This is a genomic window from Psychrobacter sp. TWR1-1-1, from assembly GCF_049895865.1.
Classification (GTDB): Bacteria; Pseudomonadota; Gammaproteobacteria; order Pseudomonadales; family Moraxellaceae; genus Psychrobacter; species Psychrobacter immobilis_A.
Genome location: NZ_JAFCTE010000003.1, coordinates 325,084 through 348,844, shown reverse-complemented (window position 1 = coordinate 348,844; position 23,761 = coordinate 325,084). Strand labels below are relative to the sequence as shown.

19 protein-coding genes and 1 rRNA gene are annotated in these 23,761 nt (G+C 43.4%); 16 read left to right on the top strand and 4 right to left on the bottom strand.

Translation table 11 applies throughout. From position 1 onward, the window contains the following. Positions 1-110, bottom strand: a 16S ribosomal RNA gene (locus tag ACP69U_RS05275); the annotation flags it as partial. Between the two features lie 1,035 nt (positions 111-1,145). Between ACP69U_RS05275 and thrS the strand changes: the two genes are divergently transcribed. The 4 genes from thrS (at position 1,146) to rnr (ending at position 7,609) form a co-directional block, all read left to right on the top strand. After that, positions 1,146-3,080 (top strand): threonine--tRNA ligase, encoded by a 1,935-nt coding sequence (gene thrS / locus ACP69U_RS05270; RefSeq protein ID WP_193007077.1) that lies wholly within the window; start codon positions 1,146-1,148, stop codon positions 3,078-3,080. 23 nt (positions 3,081-3,103) lie between these two features. Then, complete coding sequence (gene infC / locus ACP69U_RS05265) at positions 3,104-3,607, top strand: translation initiation factor IF-3 (RefSeq protein WP_045447656.1); 504 nt, start codon at positions 3,104-3,106, stop codon at positions 3,605-3,607. Positions 3,608-3,928: 321 nt separating this feature from the next. Next, the gene (locus ACP69U_RS05260; protein WP_045453830.1) at positions 3,929-5,173 is read left to right on the top strand and encodes a toxic anion resistance protein; all 1,245 of its coding nucleotides are present in this window, start codon (positions 3,929-3,931) and stop codon (positions 5,171-5,173) included. Between the two features lie 141 nt (positions 5,174-5,314). Then, positions 5,315-7,609, top strand: coding sequence for a ribonuclease R (gene rnr, locus ACP69U_RS05255; protein ID WP_193007284.1), 2,295 nt, complete (start codon positions 5,315-5,317; stop codon positions 7,607-7,609). Between the two features lie 87 nt (positions 7,610-7,696). Here the strand turns inward: rnr and ACP69U_RS05250 are convergent, their stop codons facing one another. From ACP69U_RS05250 to hisA, 3 genes are all read right to left on the bottom strand, one after another. Beyond that, complete coding sequence (locus ACP69U_RS05250) at positions 7,697-7,999, bottom strand: hypothetical protein (protein WP_087815140.1); 303 nt, start codon at positions 7,997-7,999, stop codon at positions 7,697-7,699. 83 nt (positions 8,000-8,082) lie between these two features. Next, positions 8,083-9,723, bottom strand: coding sequence for a mechanosensitive ion channel domain-containing protein (locus ACP69U_RS05245; RefSeq protein WP_426138016.1), 1,641 nt, complete (start codon positions 9,721-9,723; stop codon positions 8,083-8,085). Positions 9,724-9,786: 63 nt separating this feature from the next. After that, positions 9,787-10,524 (bottom strand): 1-(5-phosphoribosyl)-5-[(5-phosphoribosylamino)methylideneamino]imidazole-4-carboxamide isomerase, encoded by a 738-nt coding sequence (gene hisA, locus ACP69U_RS05240; RefSeq protein ID WP_201580576.1) that lies wholly within the window; start codon positions 10,522-10,524, stop codon positions 9,787-9,789. A 1,113-nt stretch (positions 10,525-11,637) separates the two neighbouring features. Between hisA and ACP69U_RS05235 the strand changes: the two genes are divergently transcribed. The 12 genes from ACP69U_RS05235 (at position 11,638) to ACP69U_RS05180 (ending at position 23,757) form a co-directional block, all read left to right on the top strand. Continuing rightward, positions 11,638-12,990 (top strand): Na(+)-translocating NADH-quinone reductase subunit A, encoded by a 1,353-nt coding sequence (locus ACP69U_RS05235; protein WP_426138015.1) that lies wholly within the window; start codon positions 11,638-11,640, stop codon positions 12,988-12,990. A 5-nt stretch (positions 12,991-12,995) separates the two neighbouring features. Beyond that, positions 12,996-14,231, top strand: coding sequence for an NADH:ubiquinone reductase (Na(+)-transporting) subunit B (locus ACP69U_RS05230; protein ID WP_055125672.1), 1,236 nt, complete (start codon positions 12,996-12,998; stop codon positions 14,229-14,231). Continuing rightward, complete coding sequence (locus ACP69U_RS05225) at positions 14,212-15,108, top strand: Na(+)-translocating NADH-quinone reductase subunit C (protein ID WP_426138014.1); 897 nt, start codon at positions 14,212-14,214, stop codon at positions 15,106-15,108. The genes ACP69U_RS05230 and ACP69U_RS05225 overlap by 20 nt, the downstream gene beginning before the upstream one ends. A gap of 1 nt (position 15,109) precedes the next feature. Continuing rightward, on the top strand, positions 15,110-15,781 hold the full coding sequence (locus ACP69U_RS05220; protein ID WP_055125671.1) for an NADH:ubiquinone reductase (Na(+)-transporting) subunit D: 672 nt from the start codon (positions 15,110-15,112) through the stop codon (positions 15,779-15,781). Then, on the top strand, positions 15,781-16,389 hold the full coding sequence (gene nqrE / locus ACP69U_RS05215; RefSeq protein WP_011281361.1) for an NADH:ubiquinone reductase (Na(+)-transporting) subunit E: 609 nt from the start codon (positions 15,781-15,783) through the stop codon (positions 16,387-16,389). Before ACP69U_RS05220 ends, nqrE begins: the two co-directional genes overlap by 1 nt. A 123-nt stretch (positions 16,390-16,512) precedes the next feature. Next, positions 16,513-17,748, top strand: a complete 1,236-nt coding sequence (gene nqrF / locus ACP69U_RS05210) for an NADH:ubiquinone reductase (Na(+)-transporting) subunit F (protein WP_045447641.1) — start codon at positions 16,513-16,515, stop codon at positions 17,746-17,748. A 190-nt stretch (positions 17,749-17,938) separates the two neighbouring features. Beyond that, complete coding sequence (locus ACP69U_RS05205; protein WP_426138013.1) at positions 17,939-18,739, top strand: SDR family NAD(P)-dependent oxidoreductase; 801 nt, start codon at positions 17,939-17,941, stop codon at positions 18,737-18,739. A 142-nt stretch (positions 18,740-18,881) separates the two neighbouring features. Beyond that, the gene (locus ACP69U_RS05200) at positions 18,882-20,012 is read left to right on the top strand and encodes an FAD:protein FMN transferase (RefSeq protein ID WP_426138012.1); all 1,131 of its coding nucleotides are present in this window, start codon (positions 18,882-18,884) and stop codon (positions 20,010-20,012) included. 153 nt (positions 20,013-20,165) lie between these two features. Next, positions 20,166-20,411 carry a (Na+)-NQR maturation NqrM gene (nqrM, locus tag ACP69U_RS05195; protein WP_426138011.1) on the top strand — a complete coding sequence of 82 codons (246 nt, stop codon included), beginning with the start codon at positions 20,166-20,168 and terminating at the stop codon, positions 20,409-20,411. Between the two features lie 433 nt (positions 20,412-20,844). Continuing rightward, entirely contained in the window at positions 20,845-22,113 is a 1,269-nt protein-coding gene (locus ACP69U_RS05190; protein WP_426138010.1) for a CynX/NimT family MFS transporter, read from the top strand. Between the two features lie 87 nt (positions 22,114-22,200). After that, on the top strand, positions 22,201-23,025 hold the full coding sequence (locus ACP69U_RS05185; RefSeq protein WP_426138009.1) for an arylesterase: 825 nt from the start codon (positions 22,201-22,203) through the stop codon (positions 23,023-23,025). Between the two features lie 12 nt (positions 23,026-23,037). Further along, positions 23,038-23,757: an ABC transporter ATP-binding protein gene (locus tag ACP69U_RS05180; protein WP_426138008.1), complete on the top strand. Its 720-nt coding sequence runs from the start codon at positions 23,038-23,040 to the stop codon at positions 23,755-23,757. Positions 23,758-23,761: the final 4 nt, after the last annotated feature.

Sequence of the window (23,761 nt, the reverse complement as noted above, 5' to 3'; positions counted from 1 at the left end):
CCGTCCGCCGCTCGTCAGCGAGAAGCAAGCTTCTCCTGTTACCGCTCGACTTGCATGTGTTAAGCCTGCCGCCAGCGTTCAATCTGAGCCATGATCAAACTCTTCAGTTTAATCTTGCTATGAAGCTCTTTAAAGAAGCTTCTAAACTTGGCTCATTTAATCTGGCAAAATCGCTAAAAATTATGTTCGTAATGAATTAACTTTGAGTTTTTCTGCTGTCTTAAATGATAATTTTTATAGTTAGAATGAACTCCGAAAAGGAGTCTCAACCAACTTTATTTTTTAGCATTCTGAATCAGCAAAAATCCACACAAGTTGTTCTTTAGTTATGCTTTTAAATAGTGCTCAATCACTGTCGTCCAGTAACTGATATATAGGGTATTTCTTTTGCTGTTTAGCCTCAATCCCTTTCGGGTCAAGCTATCTAGCGAGCCGACTATCTTATCATAATGATTTGATTTGTCAAGCTTTTTTATGTTTTGTCTTAGCTTGGTAATCTAAGTGATAAGTTGGTTAACTTACTGCTTAGCTTCCTTTGCTGTGGGGCGTATTATATAGAGTTTAAGAGCTATGTCAACTGCTTTGCCAAAGGTTTTTGGGTTTATTTGATAAGACTTTTAATAATGCATAGTTTTCAATGGGTTAAGACTGATATTCATTTAATTCTTTTAAATTAGACGGTAAATAATGACTCAGCTTTAAACAGTATCTATCGATATTCATTAATTGTCATCTATAGAGTTGCCATTAAGAACTTACTTTAAGCTAAAACTTTGAAGCTCTATACTGACTTTTTGACATATTTATCTGCTTATTGATAATTGCCTTCGCTGTGTCCTTTAACTATGATTTACACTTCTTGATATTCGCATAGATAGCATCTATATATAGAGGCCGGCCTAATCCCTTACTATCTAGTGTTGATACACAGTTTTTGCTATAATAGCTGACTTTATAATATTGCTTAATGGCATTTCTTATTAGCCTTGATTGTTCAACGGTTGATTGTTTGAAATTTTGCCTTTAAGTGATATCTATCTCTTATAACATATCATAGCAGTTGGATATAATTGACGCAGTCTTGCGGTTATATGATTGATGGTTGCAATCATCACTGCCAACGGACGCAAAAAGGTGAATAGATTATGGTAGCGATTACTTTACCCGATGGTAGCGTAAAAAACTTCGAAGGTAGTACCACCGTCATGGAAGTGGCACAAAGCATTGGTGCAGGATTGGCTAAAGCAACGGTCGCCGGACGTGTAGATGGTCATCTAGTTGATGCGCACGACCCTATCGCTCATGATGCTAAGGTTGAAATCGTGACACCAAAAGATGATGACGGTGTCGATATCATTCGCCATTCTTGTGCTCACCTATTAGGTCATGCTGTTAAGCAGTTATATCCTGATGTAAAAATGGTGATTGGTCCCGTTATCGATGATGGTTTTTATTATGACATTTATAGCGAAACGCCCTTTACACCAGAGCATATGGCAGCCATTGAAAAACGCATGATGGAACTCATCAAGCAAGATTATGACGTTATCAAAAAAATAACGCCACGCGATGAAGTCATTAAAATCTTTGAAGAACGTGGTGAAGACTATAAGCTTAAGCTGATTAACGATATGCCAGGCGAAGAAGCCTTTGGTCTCTATCATCATCAAGAATATGTCGATATGTGCCGTGGTCCACACGTGCCGAACACCAGATTTTTAAAAGTATTCAAACTGACCAAAATGTCTGGTGCATATTGGCGCGGTGATGCCAAGAACGAGCAACTGCAACGTATCTATGGTACAGCATGGGCGGATAAAAAAGATTTAAAAGCCTATATTCAGCGTATCGAAGAAGCTGAAAAACGTGACCATCGTAAAATTGGTAAAGCGTTAAATCTGTTCCATATGCAAGAGCAAGCGCCGGGTATGGTGTTTTGGCATGCAAATGGTTGGACTATTTACCAAGTACTTGAGCAATATATGCGCAAAGTACAACATGATAACGGTTATGAAGAAATTAAAACACCGCAAATCGTCGATCGTAGTTTGTGGGAGCGTTCGGGACATTGGGGTAACTATGCGACTAACATGTTCACGACTGCCAGTGAAAATCGTGATTATGCAGTAAAGCCAATGAACTGCCCTTGTCACGTACAAGTTTTTAACCAAGGTCTAAAATCTTACCGTGATTTGCCATTACGTATGGCAGAGTTTGGCTCATGCCATCGTAATGAGCCATCAGGTTCGCTACATGGTTTGATGCGTGTACGCGGTTTTACCCAAGATGATGCACATATCTTCTGTACACAGTCGCAAATCCAGCAAGAAGTCGCTGACTTTATTAAGCTAACCCTTGCCGTTTATGAAGACTTTGGTTTTGACAATATCATTATGAAACTCTCGACTCGCCCTGAAAAACGGGTTGGTAGTGATGAGTCTTGGGACTTCGCCGAAAAAGCTTTGGCCGATGCATTAGATAGCTCAGGATTAGATTGGGCTTATCTGCCAGGTGAAGGCGCATTTTATGGTCCGAAGATTGAATTTAGTTTGAAAGATTCTTTAGGTCGCGTCTGGCAGTGCGGTACGATTCAGGTTGACCCAAACATGCCTGAGCGCCTAGATGCCGAATTCGTCAATGAGCAAAACGAGCGCGAAGTACCTATTATGTTGCACCGTGCCATCTTAGGTTCATTCGAGCGCTTCATTGGTATTTTGATTGAAAACTATGCTGGTTGGATGCCCGTTTGGCTAGCGCCACAACAAGTGGTGGTGATGAATATCACTGATAAACAGGCAGATGCTTGTGAAAATGTGGTCAGCGAACTCAAAAATTCAGGTTTGCGAGCTATTAGTGACTTGCGTAACGAAAAGATTGGATTTAAGATACGAGAGAAAACATTAGAACGCGTTCCCTATATGCTAGTATTAGGGGATAAAGAAGTCGAATCGGGCAGTGTCAATGTCCGTACTCGTGAAGGTGAAAACCTTGGCGTGATGAGTGTTCCAGAATTTATTACATTAGTACAGACCGCTGTCAGCAACAAAGGCCGACAGACCCCAAAAACAGATGAGGAGTAATACCTATTAAACAGTCAAACCGTTTGAACATCAACGAAGATATCACAGCCAAAGAAGTCCGTCTCGTTAAAGAAGACGGCGAACAGATGGGCGTGGTCGATATCGAAACCGCGATGAAAGCGGCACGTGAGGACAGTCTAGATTTGGTCGAATTGGTTCCTGAAGCCAAACCGCCAGTATGCAAAATCATGGATTATAAGCATTTCCTCTATGATCAAAAGCAAAAAGCGAAAGAAGCTAAAAAGAACCAAAAGCAAACTCAGCTAAAAGAGATGAAGCTGCGTCCTAGTACTGAAGAAGCTGATTATCAGGTTAAACTGAAAAAAATCGTCAGCTTTTTGGAAGACCAAGACAAAGTTAAAATCAGTATTCGCTTTCGTGGCCGTGAAATGGCGCACCAAGAAATTGGTCGCAAGCAGCTAGATCGTATTATCGAAGATACTGCTGAGATTGCTAACGTTGAGCAATATCCTAAGATGGAAGGTCGTCAGATGGGTATGCTGCTTGGGCCAACTAAGAAAAAGTAATCTGTTTATTAGATGGCTGTTAGTCAATATAGATATGTATAACCTTAACCATCAATATACTGCGGGATATTGATGGTTTTTTATTGTGTGCATAGATACATATCTCTTTTAAATATGTTTAGTCAGATATAATTGGCTGACTCTATTTTACAAAACCTACCTTCTCAACCATTTGATTACGCGGTAATCTAAAGATCTGTTTTATATTTGCTAATCAGCATTTATTAAAAATTTCTAGTAAGTGTATAAAAATAACGTATATCACGGCCATCAGAGTCGTTGACAAAAACACTACTTTTATCCAATATTGAAGGAAATTTCATGCAAGAATTGACCCCACCAGAAAACGCAACGACGCCAAGTATTTCTCTAACCGCGCCTGAACCTGTGAGAGAAATACAAAAAAGCGAAGCAGATCAGATGGTCAAATTGGATGACAGCCAAATCCCAGAACTTGATGCAAAGGTCGATGCCTTTGTTGATCATGTGATTAACAATTCTGTGCACAGTGCTGAATTTCAGCAAAATGTGCAATCGATTCATAATCTCGGTACCAAAGAGATTCGTGAATCAGCCCAAGTGTCTAATCGTATGCTCGATTTACCCGCCAAAAGCCTCAATGACAGCTTGTTTGATAATTCTCCTATCGCCAAGTCATTGACTGAGTTGCGCGGCATCGTCGAAGATTTAGATCCCAGTAAAAAAGAGCTGACCAGCTCACGTAAGTTATTCGGTCTCATCCCATTTGGCAATAAAGTACAGGATTACTTCCGTCAATACGAATCTGCACAGTCGCATATTAATGCGGTTGTTACCAGTCTATATAATGGTAAGGATGAGCTGCTCAAAGACAATGCGATGATTGAGCAAGAAAAAGTCAACATGTGGGAGCTGATGCAATCCATCCGTCAATACGTTTATGTCGGCAAAAAAATCGATGAGCAGTTAGAACAAAAGGTTTATGCGATAGAAGCGACCGATCCCGAAAAAGCACGCATTATTAAAGAAGAGATGTTGTTTTATGTGCGTCAAAAAAACACCGACTTCTTAACTCAGTTAGCCGTGAACGTGCAAGGCTATCTAGCGCTCGATACCATTCGCCGCAATAATTTAGAATTGATAAAAGGTGTTGATCGAGCCACCACAACCACTGTATCTGCATTACGTACAGCGGTCGTGGTTGCACAAGCAATGACCAATCAAAAACTGGTACTTGATCAAATTACTGCTTTAAATAAAACCACCAGCAGCTTGATTGAATCGACCTCAGCGATGCTAAAACGTCAGTCAGGTGAAATCCATGAACAAGCGACCAGTAGCAGCATTGAGCTTGATAAATTGCAAAACGCTTTCAATAACGTCTATGATACGATGGATATGATTAGCAATTATAAAATTGAAGCGCTAGAGAACATGAAACAGACGGTCAATACTTTGACTACTGAAGTCGATAAGGCTCAGAAATACTTGGATAAGTCTAATCAAACAACAGTACTAGAAGTGTCGAAAGAGATAGACAGTAAAAAGATAACCAATAGATCAAGTACAGTCGATATCGACATTTGATTTGTTTTAATAGTTGTTGCCTATCAAAGGTGACTACTTCCTGCTACCAAATACACTTAAGACAATTGACGCAAGATATTGCAACGTCGTTCGTGTTAAGATAGCCATTATTAATAATTTTAAAAATAGATACGGTAATTTATGAGTTGGAACGATCCAAACGCCTCAAGTGAGGCAAAAAGATATGACAATCCTATCCCTAGTCGCGAACTGATACTCAGTACGATTAATGAGCATGGTGAAGTCACGCATCAACAATTGGCAAAAGCCTTTAATATTGATGACCCAGACCAGTTTGACGCTTTAGGCAATCGCCTAAAAGCGATGGCACGTGATGGACAAGTAAACCGCGACGGTCGTCCTTATCGCTATCGCACGGTGACCAAGCAAGATGTCGTCAGAGGTACAGTGTCTGCACATCCTAAAGGCTTTGGCTTTGTATTATTAAGCGATATGCCAGATTTGTTTTTGCATGAAAAGCAAATGCGCTGGGTTTTCAATGGTGACACTGTAGATGCAGTTGGTACATCGACAGACAATCGCGGGCGCACAGAAGGACGTATTGTCGATGTCGTTGAACGTCGCCAAAATAACTTCATTGGTACATTAGCGCTTGATGAAGATGGCTACTGTGTCGAGCTTGGTAGTCCAAATAATCACCAGCCGATTACCGTCACTGAAGAAAATGTACAAGCGATGAATGCCAAGCAAGGATCTCCTGTTAAGGTTGATGTTATTGATTGGCCAAATCAGCATGAATTTGCGACGGGTAAAATCACTGAAGTACTGTCTGACGACAATGATCGCGAACTGATTATTGAAACCACCTTACTCAATTATGACATCCCATCAGATTTTAGCGAAGCAGCACTGAAGCAAGCCAACGATTATCAAGAACCAACTGAAAAGGATCTAAAAGGTCGTAAAGATTTGCGTGATTTGCCACTGGTGACTATCGATGGTGAAGATGCACGTGATTTTGATGATGCCGTATTCGCCGAAAAACGCTCAGGTGGCAACTATCGTGTCTTAGTTGCGATTGCGGATGTCAGTTATTACGTTACACCAAACTCGCCACTTGATAAAGATGCCTACGAGCGCGGTACGTCCGTATACTTCCCGCATCGTGTGATTCCAATGTTGCCTGAAGTGCTCTCCAATGGTCTGTGCTCACTGAATCCTGACCGTGACCGTCTTTGTATGGTCGCCGATATCAAAATATCGCGGGCAGGCAAAGTGACTGGTTATGAGTTCTATCCTGCTGTCATGCACTCACAAGCACGCTTAACGTATAATCAAGTGAATGCTTATCTTGAGAATCCAGAAGATAAGAGCGTACCTACCTCACTCACGGGTAATAAAGACGTCAAAAAATCTGTCGATACCTTACATCAATTGTATGAGCTACTGCTTAAAAAGCGTGAAGAGCGCCATGCAATGGAGTTTGAAACAGTTGAGACCTACATTAAGTTCAATGAGAAAGGTGGTATCGAGGCAATCCTACCGCGTACTCGCGGTGATGCTCAAAAACTCATTGAAGAATGTATGCTGCTGGCCAATACTTGTGCAGCAAACTTTGCACTCAAGCATGAGCTTCCTGTCTTATATCGTAACCATGACAAACCTGATGGCGAAAAATCAATGCGTATTCACGAATACGCAAAGAATTTTGGTTTAAGCTTTCCAGAAGAAAATCCAACGCAAGCCGATTATCAGCGCATTATTGAAGCCACCAAAGACAGACCCGATGCAATTAGTATCCACAGCATGCTGTTGCGCTCAATGATGCAAGCAAACTATGCACCTGACAATATCGGTCACTTTGGCTTAGCTTATGACGAATATAGCCACTTCACCTCGCCGATTCGTCGTTACCCTGATTTGATGCTGCATCGTGCCATCAAAGCAAAAGTGACCAATACTCAGCAGCCAGTAATGGACTTTTCTCTTGAAGCGGCTGGCACGCAAACCTCTGATACCGAGCGCCGTGCCGAAAAAGCCTCACGCTATGTAGAGTCTTGGCTCAAGTGTCACTATATGAAAGATCATGTTGGTGAAGAGTTCGAAGGTGTGGTCACTACAGTCACAAGCTTCGGTTTGTTTGTTACCTTGACTGACCTATATATCGATGGTTTGGTTCACATCTCTAATGTCGGTGATGACTTCTTTGTTTACGATGAGCAGCAACAACAGCTGATTGGTAAAGACAAAGGGACATTATTCGGACTAGGCGATCGCGTTAAAGTGAAAGTTGCTGGCGTCAATATGGATCTGCTACAAATTGACTTTGATTTAAAAGCCAAATTACAATCTAGTGAAATGAATCAAACGAAGAGCGCGCCTTCTAAGAAAGGCACTGATAAGAAAAGTACTGATAGAAGAGGCCCCGCTAAAAAGACTGGTAGCCGTAGTAAAGGTACAAGTAAGAAAAGCTAATGTTAGCAAACGCTTCAAATAATAAAAAGGCCAACGTCATCGTTGGCCTTTTTTGTGCGTGGTATTTTATAACGACTACTTAAATCATTATTGCGCATTACTCATCTGATCTAGACGTTCCTTGTCTGCTTCCTGAGCTTGATCTATTTTCGCGGTAGCATTATCGAGAATAGCTTTAGGCTGTTTGCCAAGTGGCTGGCTTGCGACATCTACTGAGCCACTTTCTACATCATCCGTATTTGGTAACGCTGTATCGGGAGATTGCTCAGATCCTGCATCACTTATGACTACTTCTCTATCTTTCTCACGTTGATTGCCATTAATGAGGTTGAAACCTAGTAACGCAACCATGCCCACTAGGGCGAATATAATCAAGTGTTTCATTTGCATAAAAAATGTCTCGTATTTGAATGATAATCAGATATACGTTTCGTTGCATTTTTTATGCCTAGTTTTTAGCAACTTTTTACAAATTATTCTTGCGGGCTATTATTATTCAGTAAATCAGTCTCGTCAGAGCTTTCTGCAATTTCCTGTTCAACTTTTTCCATGAGTTTGTCGTCAGGACGAGCGTTAAGCACCTCATCAGCATTGCGACCTTGTAAAATCAATTTGGCACGAGCCTTTGCTTGTTTTTTGTCCTTATCATCAACGCTATTATCTTCATTCTGGTTTTCATCAGTCACTTTGGGCGTGTTCTTCGTCATCGTCATATTAGTATTAGCACTGCTGGCGTTACTGTCCTGCATATGCTCAAACGCTTTTTCTAAGTTACTATTAAAACGCAAACGATAAATCGGTTCAGGCAAGCTGAAGCCTTCATTTTCTAACGCATGCTTGGTCTCACGAATGGCAATACTGCGTGCTTTTGAGAAGTCCGTGTCTGATTGATCCACCCAAATTTGAAATTCCAAAATGATATTAGAGTCGCCAACATTGGTAATGACAGCCACTGCTTTTGGCTCATCTAAAACGAATGCTAACGTATGTATCGCATCCAGTCCGACTTTAATAGCCGCTAATGGATCATCATTGGCATCAACGCCTAACTCAAAGGTAAATCGACGTTCTGGATTTTTGGTGTAATTTAAAATCGTTGCTTTAAATACTTCAGCATTGGGAATGCGCAACTGGTTGCCATCTAAAGTCATCAGAATAGTCGCACGTGAGGTTAGCCGTACTACAATCCCCTCTTGATTATTAATCAAAATATGATCGCGTGCGCGAAATGGTTGGCGAATACTGAGCATGAGCGAGGCAATGTAATTCTCAATAGTGTCTTTAACCGCAAAACCAACGGCGATACCGATAACGCCTGCACCGCCAAGCAAAGTGCCTAAGATGGTTTCGGCGCCTATCAAACTCAGCGCAAGAATCAAACCAAAAATAATAAAAATAACTTTAACGGTTTGTGACAGCAATTCGGCGACAAACGGATTGGGCGTGAGCCGTTGCCACATTTTTTTGCGATTAGACAGCCAACTGCCAAACCATGTCACCAATGCAAATAGGACAATGCCTACCAATAGGAGTGGCAAGGCTTTGACTAGATTTTTGGCTTGTGCTTTAAGACCTTGATAAACGGTAGTAACATTGTCTTGAACATCAAGCGTGCGATCAATCCGATCTTCGACGGTGACCACATCTGTCAGACGGTTGGTCAAATTGATGGCTTGTTGCGCTTTTTTCTCGTTTGGCGTCTCTCCGGTTAAGGTGACAACACCTTGCGTAACGCTGACATTGACGGCCTGCAGACCTTCTATTTCAGAAAAAATACCCTGAATACGTTGACGAATGTCATTGTCTTTTTGCGGAGTAGGAGTGGTTTCGATTTGTGCATTATTGGTGCTCTCACCACTGATTATGGGCGGTGGTGCTGGTTCAGGTATGACCACTGGAGATGCTGAAGCTTCCTCTTCTGATGGCCCATCAAGTAAAGGTTTGTCAGCTGCCGGATTTTCTGCTGTTTCTATCCCCAATGCAGTGGTGATACCAGTCACCTCTTCACCGGCCGCATACACTGGAAAGGCAAAAAGGATGCTTAGTAACAACAGCATTTGACCGCACGCTTTTATAAAATCGCGCATCGTTGAACGGTCAAAGTGAGTGTTCATAAGCATCCTTTGCTTTTTATAGATTTTCGTACTCATCTTTCTTTATTAAATGTTCAATAATCATTAACTGTCTAAATAAACTTGTGCCTCGCCTAAGTTTAACGTGCCTTCATAGATTGCGCGACCAGTAATGATACCTTCAATACAATCGCCATAAGGTTTCAACAGTTCGATATCTTTCATATTGGTCACGCCGCCTGAGGCAATCACAGGCAAGCCGCCTTCACGTGCCAAATTGACAGTTTGTTCAACGTTGACGCCTTGCATCATGCCATCACGGTTGATATCGGTGTAGACAATCGACGATACGCCGACATCAGCAAAGCGCTTCGCAAGCTCAGTCGCCTTAGTATCGGTCACATTTGCCCAACCATGAGTCGCGACCATGCCGTCTTTAGCATCGATACCTACAATGATATGACCCGGAAATTCGCGACAAGCCTCAGCGACAAAATCAGGATCTTCAACCGCTTTTGTACCAATGATGATATAAGTCAAACCAGCCGTAATATATTGCTCAATGGTGTTCATATTGCGCACACCGCCGCCCAACTGAATAGGCAGATTCGGATACGCTTTGGTAATGTCATTCACCACTTGTCTATGAACGGGTACGCCATCAAATGCCCCATTCAAATCAACCAAATGCAGTCGACGTGCACCTTCCTCTACCCAGCGTGCTGCCATGGCCACTGGATCATTAGAAAAAACCGTATCATCCTCCATACGGCCTTGTTTTAAGCGGACACATTTACCATCTTTTAAATCAATAGCCGGGATAATGACAGGCACAGCACACATATAGCATTCCTTATAAAGCACAACAATAAATACATTTAGAAAAGTAAATTCAAAAATCAGGGTGTATTGAACGTTCAACACCTTCTAAACACGCATAAAAACATCAGTCAAAAGTGACTTAATATATAGACGAATCAAAAGCTATCCATGATAGACCCAAAAGCCACTTCGATAGATAGAAATGACAATAAAAAAACGGTCAATCATAACCATAAGTTTTAATACATTGAATCACTGGCAACATTAGATAAATTCAATTACTGACTGGCAATTTTAGGTCAATTTAGCGTATAATCCTAGGTAAATTTTTATTTGTTTCTATGTGATAGTAACCATGCGCTGCGCTTTTTATTGAGTCATTTATGGCTTAGTGTTGCATAGCGGTCAGGATGAGTCGAGCAGCAGCTAAGTGCATCTTTTTGATGTTGGCTGACATATTGCTAAGAAGGGTTATATTAGAAATTTCAACTGGTGGCCTCTAAACAGTCTACTCTACAGCACTAAACTCTAATGACGCTTCTTTCTTTTTTATAGTCTCTATCATCTCTCTATCACTAGCTAACTATTTTAGAACAGTCATTACTAGCTGTATAGCCGCTTATTGATGTGAGTGAAATCTACTTAATAATGGCTTCGCTAGTTCGTCTGTTAACCAGTTTATCATCTATTTCGATAGATTATCTTTTGGCTATATTCTTATCTAATTGCGTATCTATTAACAAGATGCCAAACCAATAAGGGTGGTCAATTGCGCTGGTGTTACAAGCTTTAATTTTCAATGAAACGTATGATAGAGCTATTGTCTACACAATCATTTTCGCTAAAGGCTTGAACGATTGCGTTTGATTTGATGGTTTTAACATACACCTTGGTAGCCAGTCGCCACTTTGGTCATTCGAATAAGACATTAACGTGTTGTTAAGGAGTCTAAGGTCAGCGTTAATACTCTTACTAGTAGTTATGATCATGCGTTATTTTTAGAGATCCTTTGTCACTATCCTACTATAGGAAGAGAGACGTGGGGGCTTTATTGAATGACGCAGATGTTCATGCTACCGATATACCAAACAGGACGTCTGGTATCGTTTTAGACTATGGACTAAGTTTTCGCTTATGATTACCATCAAAAAAGGTTTGGATTTGCCCATCACCGGTGAATCATCCCGCGAGATATCTGAGCACCAACCGACACATGTCGCCGTTATTGGCTATGATTATGTGGGCATGAAGCCTACGATGAATGTCAAAGAAGGTGATATCGTAGCAAAGGGTCAGCCCGTTTTTGAAGACAAAAAACGAGTTGGCGTTATCTATACTGCCCCTGCTGCTGGTAAAGTCGTCGCGATTAAACGCGGTGAACGTCGTGTGTTTGAGAGCCTTGTGATTGCGGTCGACCCAAACGGTGAAGAAGTAGACTTCGAGCGCTATGACTCCCAGCAACTTGCTGACCTAGACGCTGAAGTTGTTGAAACCCAACTGCTTGCCTCTGGCGAATGGACCGCGTTTCGCACGCGCCCTTATAGCCGTGCGCCAGAAATCGGTGCCCGTCCTCATGCTATTTTTGTCACCGCTATGGATACCAATCCATTAGCATTTGACCCAATGCTGCTGATTAACGATCAGTTGCAAGCGTTCAATGACGGACTTGCTGTCTTATCGACACTCAGCCTCAAGACCTTTGTTTGCCATCACGGTGATGCCCAGTTGACGCCAGTTGCCAAAACGGCGGCTAATAATGTCACTGAGTATCATAGCTTTGCTGGTAAGCATCCTGCTGGTCTGGCTGGCACGCACATTCACTTTTTGCACCCAATCATGCGCGGCGTGACCGTATGGACGATTGGCTATCAAGACGTGATTGCGATTGGTAAGCTATTCACCAGCGGTCGCTTATATACGCGCCGTATCATTAGTTTGGCGGGTCCTGCGGTCACCAAGCCACGTTTGGTCGCTACTGAGCGCGGTGCTGATATCGCTGCTCTGACCAAGGGACAGCTGGCGGCTGGCGAGAACCGTATTATTTCTGGTTCGGTGTTGTCAGGTCGCAAAGTATTTGGCAATACGGCTTATCTTGGTCGCTTTCATAATCAAATCAGTGTGCTTCCTGAAGGGCGTGAACGTCCAGCGTTCCATTTCCTAAGTGTCGGCACCAACCGCTTCTCTAAGCTGCCTATTTATATTTCTAAGTTTTTTGGTAATAAGAAATATAACTTTACGACCACGAGTAATGGTTCACCGCGAGCGATGGTACCTATCGGGGTTTATGAAGAGGTCATGCCGCAAGATTATCTGCCGACACAGTTACTACGTGCATTAATTGTCGAAGACATGATTAGCGCCGTAGATTTGGGCGTGCTCGAATTGGACGAAGAAGATTTAGCATTATGCACCTTCGTATCTCCTGGCAAATATGAATTCGGTGATATTTTGCGTGATAACTTGACGCGCATTGAGCTGGAGGGCTAACCACGATGAAATTTTTACACAATATGTTCGATCGTATGGAGCCGTCTTTCACCAAGGGTGGCAAACACGAAAAATACTATGCTATCTTTGAGATGTTTGATACGTTTTTGCGTCAACCAAGCTCAACCACATACTCAGCATCACACGTACGCGACGGTATCGACCTAAAGCGTATTATGATTACCGTATGGTTATGTACTTTCCCAGCCATGTTTTGGGGTATGTACAACATCGGTCATCAAGCACTAACGGCGATTGCAACGCTTGGTTTGCAGCCTGAAGGCTGGCGTACTGTTATCACCAGTATGGCAGGCTATAACCCAGACAGTATCTGGGCAAGCTTCGTTTACGGGGCGATGCAATTTTTACCGATTTATATCGTCACTTTTGCGGTCGGTATTCTCTGTGAGATTATCTTTGCCGTAGTGCGCGGTCATGAAGTCAACGAAGGTTTCTTTGTGACCTCAGTGCTGTTTGCGCTTTGTTTACCACCAGATATTCCTTTATGGCAAGTTGCCCTCGGTATTATCTTTGGTGTCGTAGTCGCAAAAGAAGTGTTCGGTGGTACGGGTAAAAACTTCCTGAACCCTGCCCTATCGGGTCGCGCATTCTTATACTTTGCTTACCCTGCTTATATGTCTGGTGACTCAGTATGGACGGCGGTCGATGGTTTCTCTGGTGCAACACCACTTGGTCTTGCCGCGTTAGGCGTAGTTCCTCAAGACTTCGTCGACGTCTATGGTAATGCAATCACTTGGGGTGATGCGTTCTTAGGTAATATGCAAGGCAGTATCGGTGAAGTATCAACACTGGCTATCCTAATGGGTGCCGTCGTTCTACTTTGGACGCGTATTGCTTCATGGCGTATTATGGCAGGTTGTGTGGTAGGTCTGATTGCTACTTCTCTTGTCTTTAATATGATTGGTTCTGAAGACAATATGATGATGAACCTGCCGTTTTATTGGCATTTAGTGATTGGTGGCTTCGCCTTTGGTGCCGTATTTATGGCAACCGATCCTGTATCAGCTGCGCATACCAATAAAGGCCGCTGGGCTTATGGTATCTTGATTGGTTTTATGACGGTATTGATTCGCGTCGTGAACCCAGCTTTCCCAGAAGGCATCATGCTGGCCATTTTATTCGCCAACTTATTTGCTCCATTGTTTGATTACTTTGTGACCCAAGCAAACATCAAACGCCAAACAGCTCGGAGGGTTCGTTATGTCCAAGCCCAAAAGTAATAATGCGAAAACCATCAGTGTGGCATTGACGCTATGCTTGGTGTGTTCCGTCTTAGTTTCAGCAGTAGCGGTTGGTCTAAAACCTGCTCAAATTGAAAACGCACGCTTAGACCGTAACAAAAACATCTTGGTCGCCGCTGGGATGTACGATGCCGAGTCTGATACAGCAGATGATGTTGCTGAACGTTTTAAAGATTTCGATGTCGAAATTATTGACTTAAGTAAAGGCAGCTACGTTGATGATGAAGCGCTAAAAGCCGCTGGCATCCCTGATCGTAATGCTTATGACGCAAGCCAAGCGACTAAGAATAAAGCACTGAGTGAAGATTTAGGCAACGACGATCCTGCTGGTATTGGTCGTAAACCCAAATATGCCAAAGTCTATGTTAAAAAAGATGACGCAGGCAAACCTGAAATGGTTGTTTTGCCGATTCAAGGCTATGGACTATGGGGCACTATCTATGGTTTCTTAACCCTTGAAAGCGATATGAATACCATCAAAGGTATCAGCTTTTATGAGCATAAAGAAACCCCAGGTCTGGGTGCTCGTATTGAAGAGCCAGAGTGGCGTGCGAAGTGGAGCGGTATCCACTCATATGACGAAAACGGTAATGTTGCCACTGGTGTGACCAAAGCGGGTACACCAAAAGAGAACTGGGTCGATGGTATCAGTGGTGCAACCTTGACCGGTCGCGGTGTCAGTAACATGATTCAGTTTTGGTTGGGTGAGCAAGGTTATAAGCCTTATTTAGATACGCTACGTAAAGAGAGTGGTCAAGCGATTGATAATGCGGCAGATACGCAATCAACGCTGAGCGCTCAACCTGAAACCGAACTGGCAGCCAAGCGACCAGTAGCAAACGGCAAGGAGACATAACATGGCTGACACTAAAAGTATTTTAACCTCGCCTATTTTTGATAATAACCCCATTGCCCTACAGATTCTTGGTATCTGTTCGGCACTGGCTGTCACCACAAGCATGGCCAATGCCATGGTGATGTGTGTGGCGTTGACCTTAGTCACGGCGTTTTCAAGCTTCTTTATCTCGATCATTCGTAAGCAAATCCCTTCAAGCATTCGTATTATCGTACAGATGACCATTATTGCTTCCTTGGTTATTTTGGTCGATCAGGTGCTAAAAGCCGTTGCTTATGATGTGAGTAAAGGCTTGTCGGTCTTCGTTGGTTTGATTATCACCAACTGTATCGTGATGGGTCGTGCCGAAGCATTTGCCATGAGCAATCCACCAGTGCCAAGCTTTTTAGATGGTATTGGTAATGGTCTTGGCTATTCTGCGGTTTTGCTGTTTGTCGCGACTATCCGTGAGCTACTTGGCTCAGGTACGTGGTTTGGTATCACCATCCTACAGCCTGTCACTGATGGCGGTTGGTATATTCCGAACGGTCTATTACTGTTGCCACCGTCAGCATTCTTTATTATTGGTTTGTTCATTGCCATTATCCGTATCTGGAAACCTGAGCAGGTTGAAGATGCTGAATTTGTAATGAAGCCGCAGTCTAAAGGCATGGCACATGGAGGCGGTCACTAATGGGACATTATGTTAGTTTATTTATAACCTCAGTCTTTATTGAGAATATGGCGCTGGCCTATTTCTTAGGTATGTGTACTTTCTTGGCCGTATCAAAGAAGGTTTCAACCGCTATTGGTCTGGGTGTTGCCGTGGTCGTCGTGATGGCGATTACCGTACCGCTAAACAACTTACTCTTTCAGTTCATTCTAAAAGATGGTGCACTGGCATGGGCAGGTTTCCCTGATATCGACTTAAGCTTTTTGGGCTTGCTCAGTTATATCGGCTTGATTGCTGCGACCGTACAGATTCTAGAGATGTTCCTCGATAAGTTCGTTCCTAGTCTGTATAACGCGCTTGGGGTGTTCTTGCCACTTATCACTGTAAACTGCGCCATCTTAGGTGGTGTACTATTTATGGTTGAGCGTGACTATAATTTCGGCGAATCTGTCGTGTATGGTGTGGGCGCAGGCTTCGGTTGGGCATTGGCGATTACCGCATTGGCCGGTATCCGTGAAAAGTTAAAATACTCAGACATTCCAGCACCGCTGCGTGGTCTTGGTATTACTTTTATCACAGTTGGTCTGATGTCACTTGGCTTTATGTCTTTCGGCGGTATGTCAATTTAGACCGCTAAGCTTAACAGCCTATTTAGCGATTTGACCTATTTAATTCATTTATTCGGTAGGGGTTCAGGAAACACGCAATGACGTATTTTCGCACCCCTACTCCATAGATTAAGGATACCTACCATGGATTACGCTACGGCGATTGGTGGCGTTGCTATGTTTACCTTGATCATCATGGGCCTCGTTGCCATTATTTTGGCGGCGCGCTCAAGACTGGTCAGTTCAGGCGATGTTACCATCCATATCAATGATAATCCCGATAATGACGTCGTGACCCCAGCAGGCGGTAAATTACTACAAACCCTTGCAAGCGAAGGTATTTTCTTATCTTCAGCCTGTGGTGGCGGTGGTACTTGTGCGCAGTGTCGTTGCCGCGTTATTGAAGGGGGCGGCTCTATCTTGCCCACCGAAGAAGGCTATTTTACTCAAGGCGAAATTCGCAATCACATGCGTTTGGCTTGTCAGGTAGCCGTTAAGCAAGACATGAAAATCGAGATTGACCCTGAGTTTTTTGATGTACAAAAGTGGGAATGTGAAGTTCTCTCTAATGATAACGTTGCTACCTTTATTAAAGAGCTGGTTCTTAAAATTCCAGATGGCGAAGAAGTAAATTTCCGTGCTGGTGGTTATGTGCAGTTAGAGGCGCCGCCGCATGAAGTGCATTATAAAGACTTTATCATTGACGAAGAATACCGCGAAGACTGGGAAAAATTTGGTATTTTCAACTATGTCTCAAAAGTTGATGAGCCAGTTATTCGTGCTTATTCGATGGCCAACTACCCTGAAGAAAAAGGCCTTATTAAGTTTAATATTCGTATCGCCAGTCCACCGCCACGCGGTCCTGACGGTATTCCACCAGGCAAAATGTCCTCATGGGTATTTAGCCTAGTACCTGGCGATAAAGTAACGGTTTCAGGTCCTTATGGTGAATTCTTTGCCAAAGAGACTGACGCTGAAATGATTTTCGTTGGTGGTGGTGCTGGTATGGCACCGATGCGCTCGCACATCTTCGATCAGCTTAAACGCTTACATACTAAGCGTAAAATCAGCTTTTGGTATGGTGCACGCTCTATTCGCGAGATGTTCTATGTTGAAGATTATGATCAACTAGCAGAAGAGTTCGATAACTTTGAGTGGCATGTGGCTTTGTCTGATCCCTTACCAGAAGACAATTGGGAAGGTCCAACCGGCTTTATCCATAATGTTCTACTTGAAAACTATCTGAAAAACCATCCAAACCCAGAAGACTGTGAATACTACATGTGTGGGCCACCGATGATGAATGCGGCGGTCATCGACATGCTACACAGTTTGGGTGTGGAAGATGAAAACATCATGCTTGATGACTTCGGTGGTTAAGTGAGTAACTAAGCAAATGGTTACGTAAAAAAGTATTCTAAAGTGATAAATAAAAAAGAGTCTCAATTGAGGCTCTTTTTTTGGCTTTGACTAAATGCAACTCTTGCATAATAAGCCTACAAATCTAAATAGCAGACCATCTGCCCTCTACTATATGATTAATTGTTTATTGCCTTAAGAAAGGATTCTTATGAAAACCAACATTAAAGATTTGACCATTTGGATTACTGGTGCTTCTAGTGGTATCGGCGCAGCATTGTCTATCGCCTTTGCCAAACGTGGTGCCACCATTATTTTAAGTGGGCGTGATGAGGCAAAATTAGTAGCAGTCAAAAACCGCTGTAAAAATAGCAAAAATCATTTCATCATCCCTTTTGATATCACCGATGCTAAACAAGCAAAAGACGCGTATAAGACAGCTAAAGCTCAAGCTGGACAAATTGATTGGCTTATTAATAATGCTGGCATCAGTCAACGCTCGCTTATTATGGAAACCACTGAAGAAGTTGAGCGCCAAATTATGGAGATAGATTATTTTGCGCAGACACGTCTTACTAGACTGGTATTGCCAGATATGGTCACACAAGGTGGCGGCAAAATTGTCATGGTATCCAGTGTTGCAGGTTTATTAGGCACACAATATCGCGGCGCTTATGGAGCAGCCAAAGCCGCACTTCATATGTGGGCAAACAGTCTGCGTGCAGAACTGTACGAGCAAGGCATAGAGGTGGCGACGATATTCCCTGGATTTATTCAGACCAGTATTTCTATTAACGCCTTGACTGGTGATGGTAGCGCGCAAGGAACGATGGACGAGGCAACCAATAAAGGATTAACCACAGCTACCTTTGCTAAACAGGTCATAAAAGCCCTGATTAAGGGTGAAGAATATATCATCGTGGCAGGTACTAAAGAAAAACTGGCGACCACGGTCAATCGCCTATCGCCGCCAAAACTATATAAGCTCATCCGTGAATCAAAAGTAAAATAAATCTAGTCGTTTAAGCCACTAGGTCTTAAGTCGATGATTGGCGTTATGGGTGACAAGGGGTGTAAAATGGGCGACGCTAATAGAACGTGCCACTCGCCCTTTTGCCATAAAAGCCATTATGATTAATATGAGAAAACCAATAATGCAAAAATTATCCCCACTCTCATTGTCTAGAAAATCGATGAAAACCACCTTATTGCCCGTTATGGCTATCAGTGCTGTATTCAGTCTTAGCGCTTGCCAGCAAACGCCAGATTATGATTATCTCAGCGGTGAGACCATGGGAACGAGCTACCATATCAGTTATCAGCTACCTGCGGATGCAGATGAAGCGGCCATCCAAGCGTCGATTGATAAGCGCTTGCAGCAAATCAATGACAGTATGTCTACCTATCAAGCAGACTCTACTATCTCTAAGTTCAACCATTTAGGTAAAGACATCCCTCTCACTATCGATGCAGATTTTGCTCACGTACTTGATGTGTCACGAATCGTCTATCAGCAATCTGGTGGCGCCTTTGATCCTACCGTCATGCCATTGGTAGAGACTTGGGGCTTTGGTAGCACCATGACCGTTGAGCGCTTGCAAAGTCCGCCGACAGCACTTGAGATTGCTCAAGCAAAAGCCTTGGTAGATTTTGAGAGCATCATACAAAAAGAGCAGAGCATTTATAAAACCAAAGATGGCGTCGGGCTTGATTTCTCAGCAGTTGCTAAAGGTTATGGCGTCGATGTAATCGCCGATGTGCTCAGAGATGACTATCAAATTCGCAACTACATGGTAGAGATAGGGGGTGAAATTGCAACCTCTGGGGTCAATAATCAACAGCAGCCGTGGCAAATTGCGATTGATGCGCCTATTGAGGACAGTACGGTCAGCGAGCGTCAGACAATATCAGCGATTCGTCAACCCATCAATACCGATAATCAGATGTATTTGGCAACTTCTGGCAACTATCGTAATTCCGTCATATTCGACGGTCAGCGCTACAGTCATACGATTGACCCAACCACTGGCAAGCCTATCGCGGGCGGCGCACCATCGGTAACCGTTGCCGCAGACTCAGTCGCACTGGCAGATGCGTGGGCAACCGCCCTCACTGCGATGCCTTATGAAAAAGCCCTTGTAACAGCCAAAGCACAAGATATAGCTGCCTTATTTGTTGTTTTAGCTGATGAGGCAAAGGCGACGGATTCTGATAAGAATACTGACCAGTGGCAAGTGGTACAAACACCAGCGATGCAAGCATTACGCGCTGACAAACAGTCTTAGAACTTAGTCGCAATAGAGCTTAGTCGCAATACTGTAAACGGCTCGATAACCATCAACGAGCCATACAAAAATTTGCTATACTGGTTTTGCTATACTATATAGGTATTACCCTAGTACATAGCCACACTATTTTTAAAAATCGAGGTTTCCTCTATGCTTAATCAATTGCTTCCCATGCTTGCCATTACCTTTACCGTATTCGTCCTGTTCTTTATCTTTATGGGTATCGGTTATATGGTCAAAAAGAAGCCGCTTAGAGGATCTTGTGGCGGCGTTGCTAAACTAATGGGGGATGAAAATTGCTCGTTTTGTGGAAATGATCCCAATAAGTGTGATTCAATCGTGGCAGAACAGCAAGAAAATGCCCTTAAAGCCGCTCAGCTAGGCAAACCTGTATAAACTAAATTTTATAAATACCGCGTTTGTTACCATACGCTGGTAGTATTTACCTAACATCTGTTCTTATAATAGCGTCTAGTCCTTTGCAAGGGACTGGCGCTATTTTTAGTTGTGCCAGCCGCGACGTATCTAATTAGCATCGCTTTAAGATATTTTGGATATCAATACGGCACGTGCAAGGCCTGTTAATAATAGTAGACTAAATAAATCTAATACCGTATCCAGTTGATAGGCGATTGAAGATAAGCGCGCTTTCAAAATGGTTACTCATATATCTTGTATTCTGCAAATAATCTCTAGTTCTAATTTACGATTCTAATTGATGATTTTAGTCACCGTCCAGGTGCGTTTTCTTTGGTGTCATTTACAAGCGACGATGCTTCGGCGCTGTTTAATGACGTGTCCTTTTTCTTATTCTAATAGTCGTGCTGCTATGTCTACCTCTACTGATTTGCCACCTGATGTGCCATTACAGTCTCATTCAGATACGCCGTCACCGTTTGAGCTGCCCTCCTCACGCTTCACTTTTTGGCTCATTTTATGTGCCATGATTTTGCTCGCCACTAATATGCGTGCGCCTATTGTTGCTCTTGGCTCTATTGCCCCTGTGGTGCAAGATGCACTCAATATCTCTGAGACGCAGATTGGTTGGCTAGGAGCAGTGCCCATGCTGACTTTTGCGGTGGGCGCACTGATCGCGCCAGCCATTGGTAAGCGTTTTGGGCTTGAGAATACACTCATTGCGATGATTGCATTATTAACCACTGGTATGATTATTCGTACCGTTATTCCCACTTGGTCTGGGTTTTTGATTGGTACGTTACTGCTGACCTTGGCTATCGGTTTTGCGAATACCTTAGCTGCCCCTGTTATTAAACAGCGTACGCCCCAGCATATTCCACTCATAACAGGGCTATTTAGTCTAACGATGACGGTAACGGCAGGCATCGTCGCCGGAGTTGTACTACCATTATCTGAGCAAGTGGGTTGGCAATGGGCACTGGGTGGGTGGTCGCTATTGGGCATTTTTGCGATCATTATTTGGATATTTTTACGGCTGCGTCTGGGTTCGTCTAGTCATCAAGCAATTGTGCCACCTACCTCTGGAGCGTCTGATATATCCATGTGGCGTACGCCTTTTGCTTGGCAAATTGCGGTATTTATGGGGCTGCAATCACTATTATTTTATACCGTTGCCAGTTTCTTACCCTCTATTTGGGTAAGTAAGGGGCTATCCGCAGTGCAAGCAGGACAAATGGCTTCAGTGTTTCAGTTTATGGCGCCAGTCTCTATTTTGAGCCTGACGTGGCTGATCAATCGCGGCCGCCCTATTCAGGCGCTGGCGGTGTTTGCAGCGGTGCTGAATGTTATTGGTATTTTAGGAATCAATTATTTATCTACCGACCTCGCGTGGTTGTGGTCAGGTCTGATGGGCATTGGCTGCTCCGCTATTTTCACCTTGAGTATGATGCTGTTCTCCTTACGTACTTATACGACCAACCAATCTAGTGAGCTGTCAGGTATGGCGCAATTCGTCGGTTATTTGATTGCGTTTTTTGGTCCCTTAGGGACAGGTTGGCTACATGAAGCGACTGGCAGCTGGGATTTACCGCTATTCATTATGCTCATTTTGATGGTTATCAACGTCGTCATTGCTTGGGTAGTGAGTCGTCCAGTGATGGTTGATGGCAAAAAGCTTTAATATCAAAAACTACAGTAACCTTAGGATAATATTGGTGTCTGTCTTATTTTGCTACACTGGTTTGATTGCTTATAGGACAGAATAATCATGATGAATTTATCCATTCGTTTCGCTCGACACTTACCAACATTGGCTATTTTAACAGCCGTAATGGCGCTCGGTGGTTGCCAAAAACCATCTGAACCTAGCACCGATAATGGCATGCAAAATAGCACTCAAACTGCCGAACCTCAAACGACAAAATCTGAGCAACCGGTAACATCCACTGCACAGCAAGCGCCATTAACGATCTTGGCATTGGGCGACTCCCTGACAGAAGGTCTTGGGGTGGACAAAGATGACAACTATCCTGCTCAGTTAGAAGATCGTCTGCAAGCAATGGGTTACGACAATGCCAAAGTTATCAATTCAGGATTGAGTGGTGAAACCAGCACGGGATTGGTCAATCGCTTAGACTGGGTGTTGCAGACTAAGCCTAATGTGACGATTTTGACCATTGGTGCTAACGATGCCATACGCGGTATCGATGTGGCAACAGTTGAAGCCAATATTCGTATCGCGGTCAAACGTCTACAGGATAATGGCAGTATCGTCATTTTGGGCGGCATGCAAATCTATGACAACCTTGGCTCTGAGTATGTGAAGTCATTTGCAGCGATATATCCTCGCGTCGCCAAAGACATGAACGTGACGCTGATTCCGTTCTTTTTAGATGGTGTGTGCGGTGATCCTGCGCTCAATCAAGCCGATGCCATTCATCCGACCAAAGAGGGCTACGAGATTATCGTCAATGACAATATCTTGCCTATTCTAGAGCCCAAGTTAAAAGAGCTAAGAACAGCTGATGCAGACAACACAACTGAAAATGCTAAAGATGAGACGACAAAAAATACGACAAATGAGACTACTTAACGAGACACTGTAATGACATCATCACCTTCGATTGCCGCGTCAATGCCACAAGCAAACTTTAAAACAGAAGCCCTACTGACTGCTAATAAACTCAACAAAACCGTGCAAGTCGGCGAGCAAACCCTATCAATCATTAAAGATGTAGATATCTATGTCAATGCTGGCGAGTTTGTGGTCATCATGGGCAAATCAGGCTCAGGTAAATCTACTCTGCTTGGGCTATTAGCAGCGCTAGATTATCCCGATAGCGGCACCGTTGAGTTGGCAGGTCAAATGCTCAGCAGTCTTGACGAAGATGCGCTAGCGGTCATTCGTCAGCACGATATGGGCTTTGTCTTTCAGTCGTTTCACCTACTGCCAACCTTGACAGTCGCCGAGAACATCGCCTTTCCACTTGATATTGCCAGACGTCCAAACCCAGCACGAGTAGACGAGCTAATTGATGCCGTTGATTTGGGTCATCGCCGTCATAGCTTGCCCAATCAGTTGTCAGGTGGTGAGCAGCAACGTACAGCGGTGGCACGAGCGCTAGTATCGCATCCAAAGATTGTGTTTGCGGATGAGCCAACGGGCAATCTAGATGAGCAAAATGCCGATCAAGTCATGCAGCTATTGTTAGATTTAAGACAAAAAGTCGGTTCGGCATTGGTGGTCGTGACTCACGATCCTGCACTTGCCGAGATGGCAGATCGTGTCATCACCATGCATGATGGTCGAATTGTACCTACATGAATAA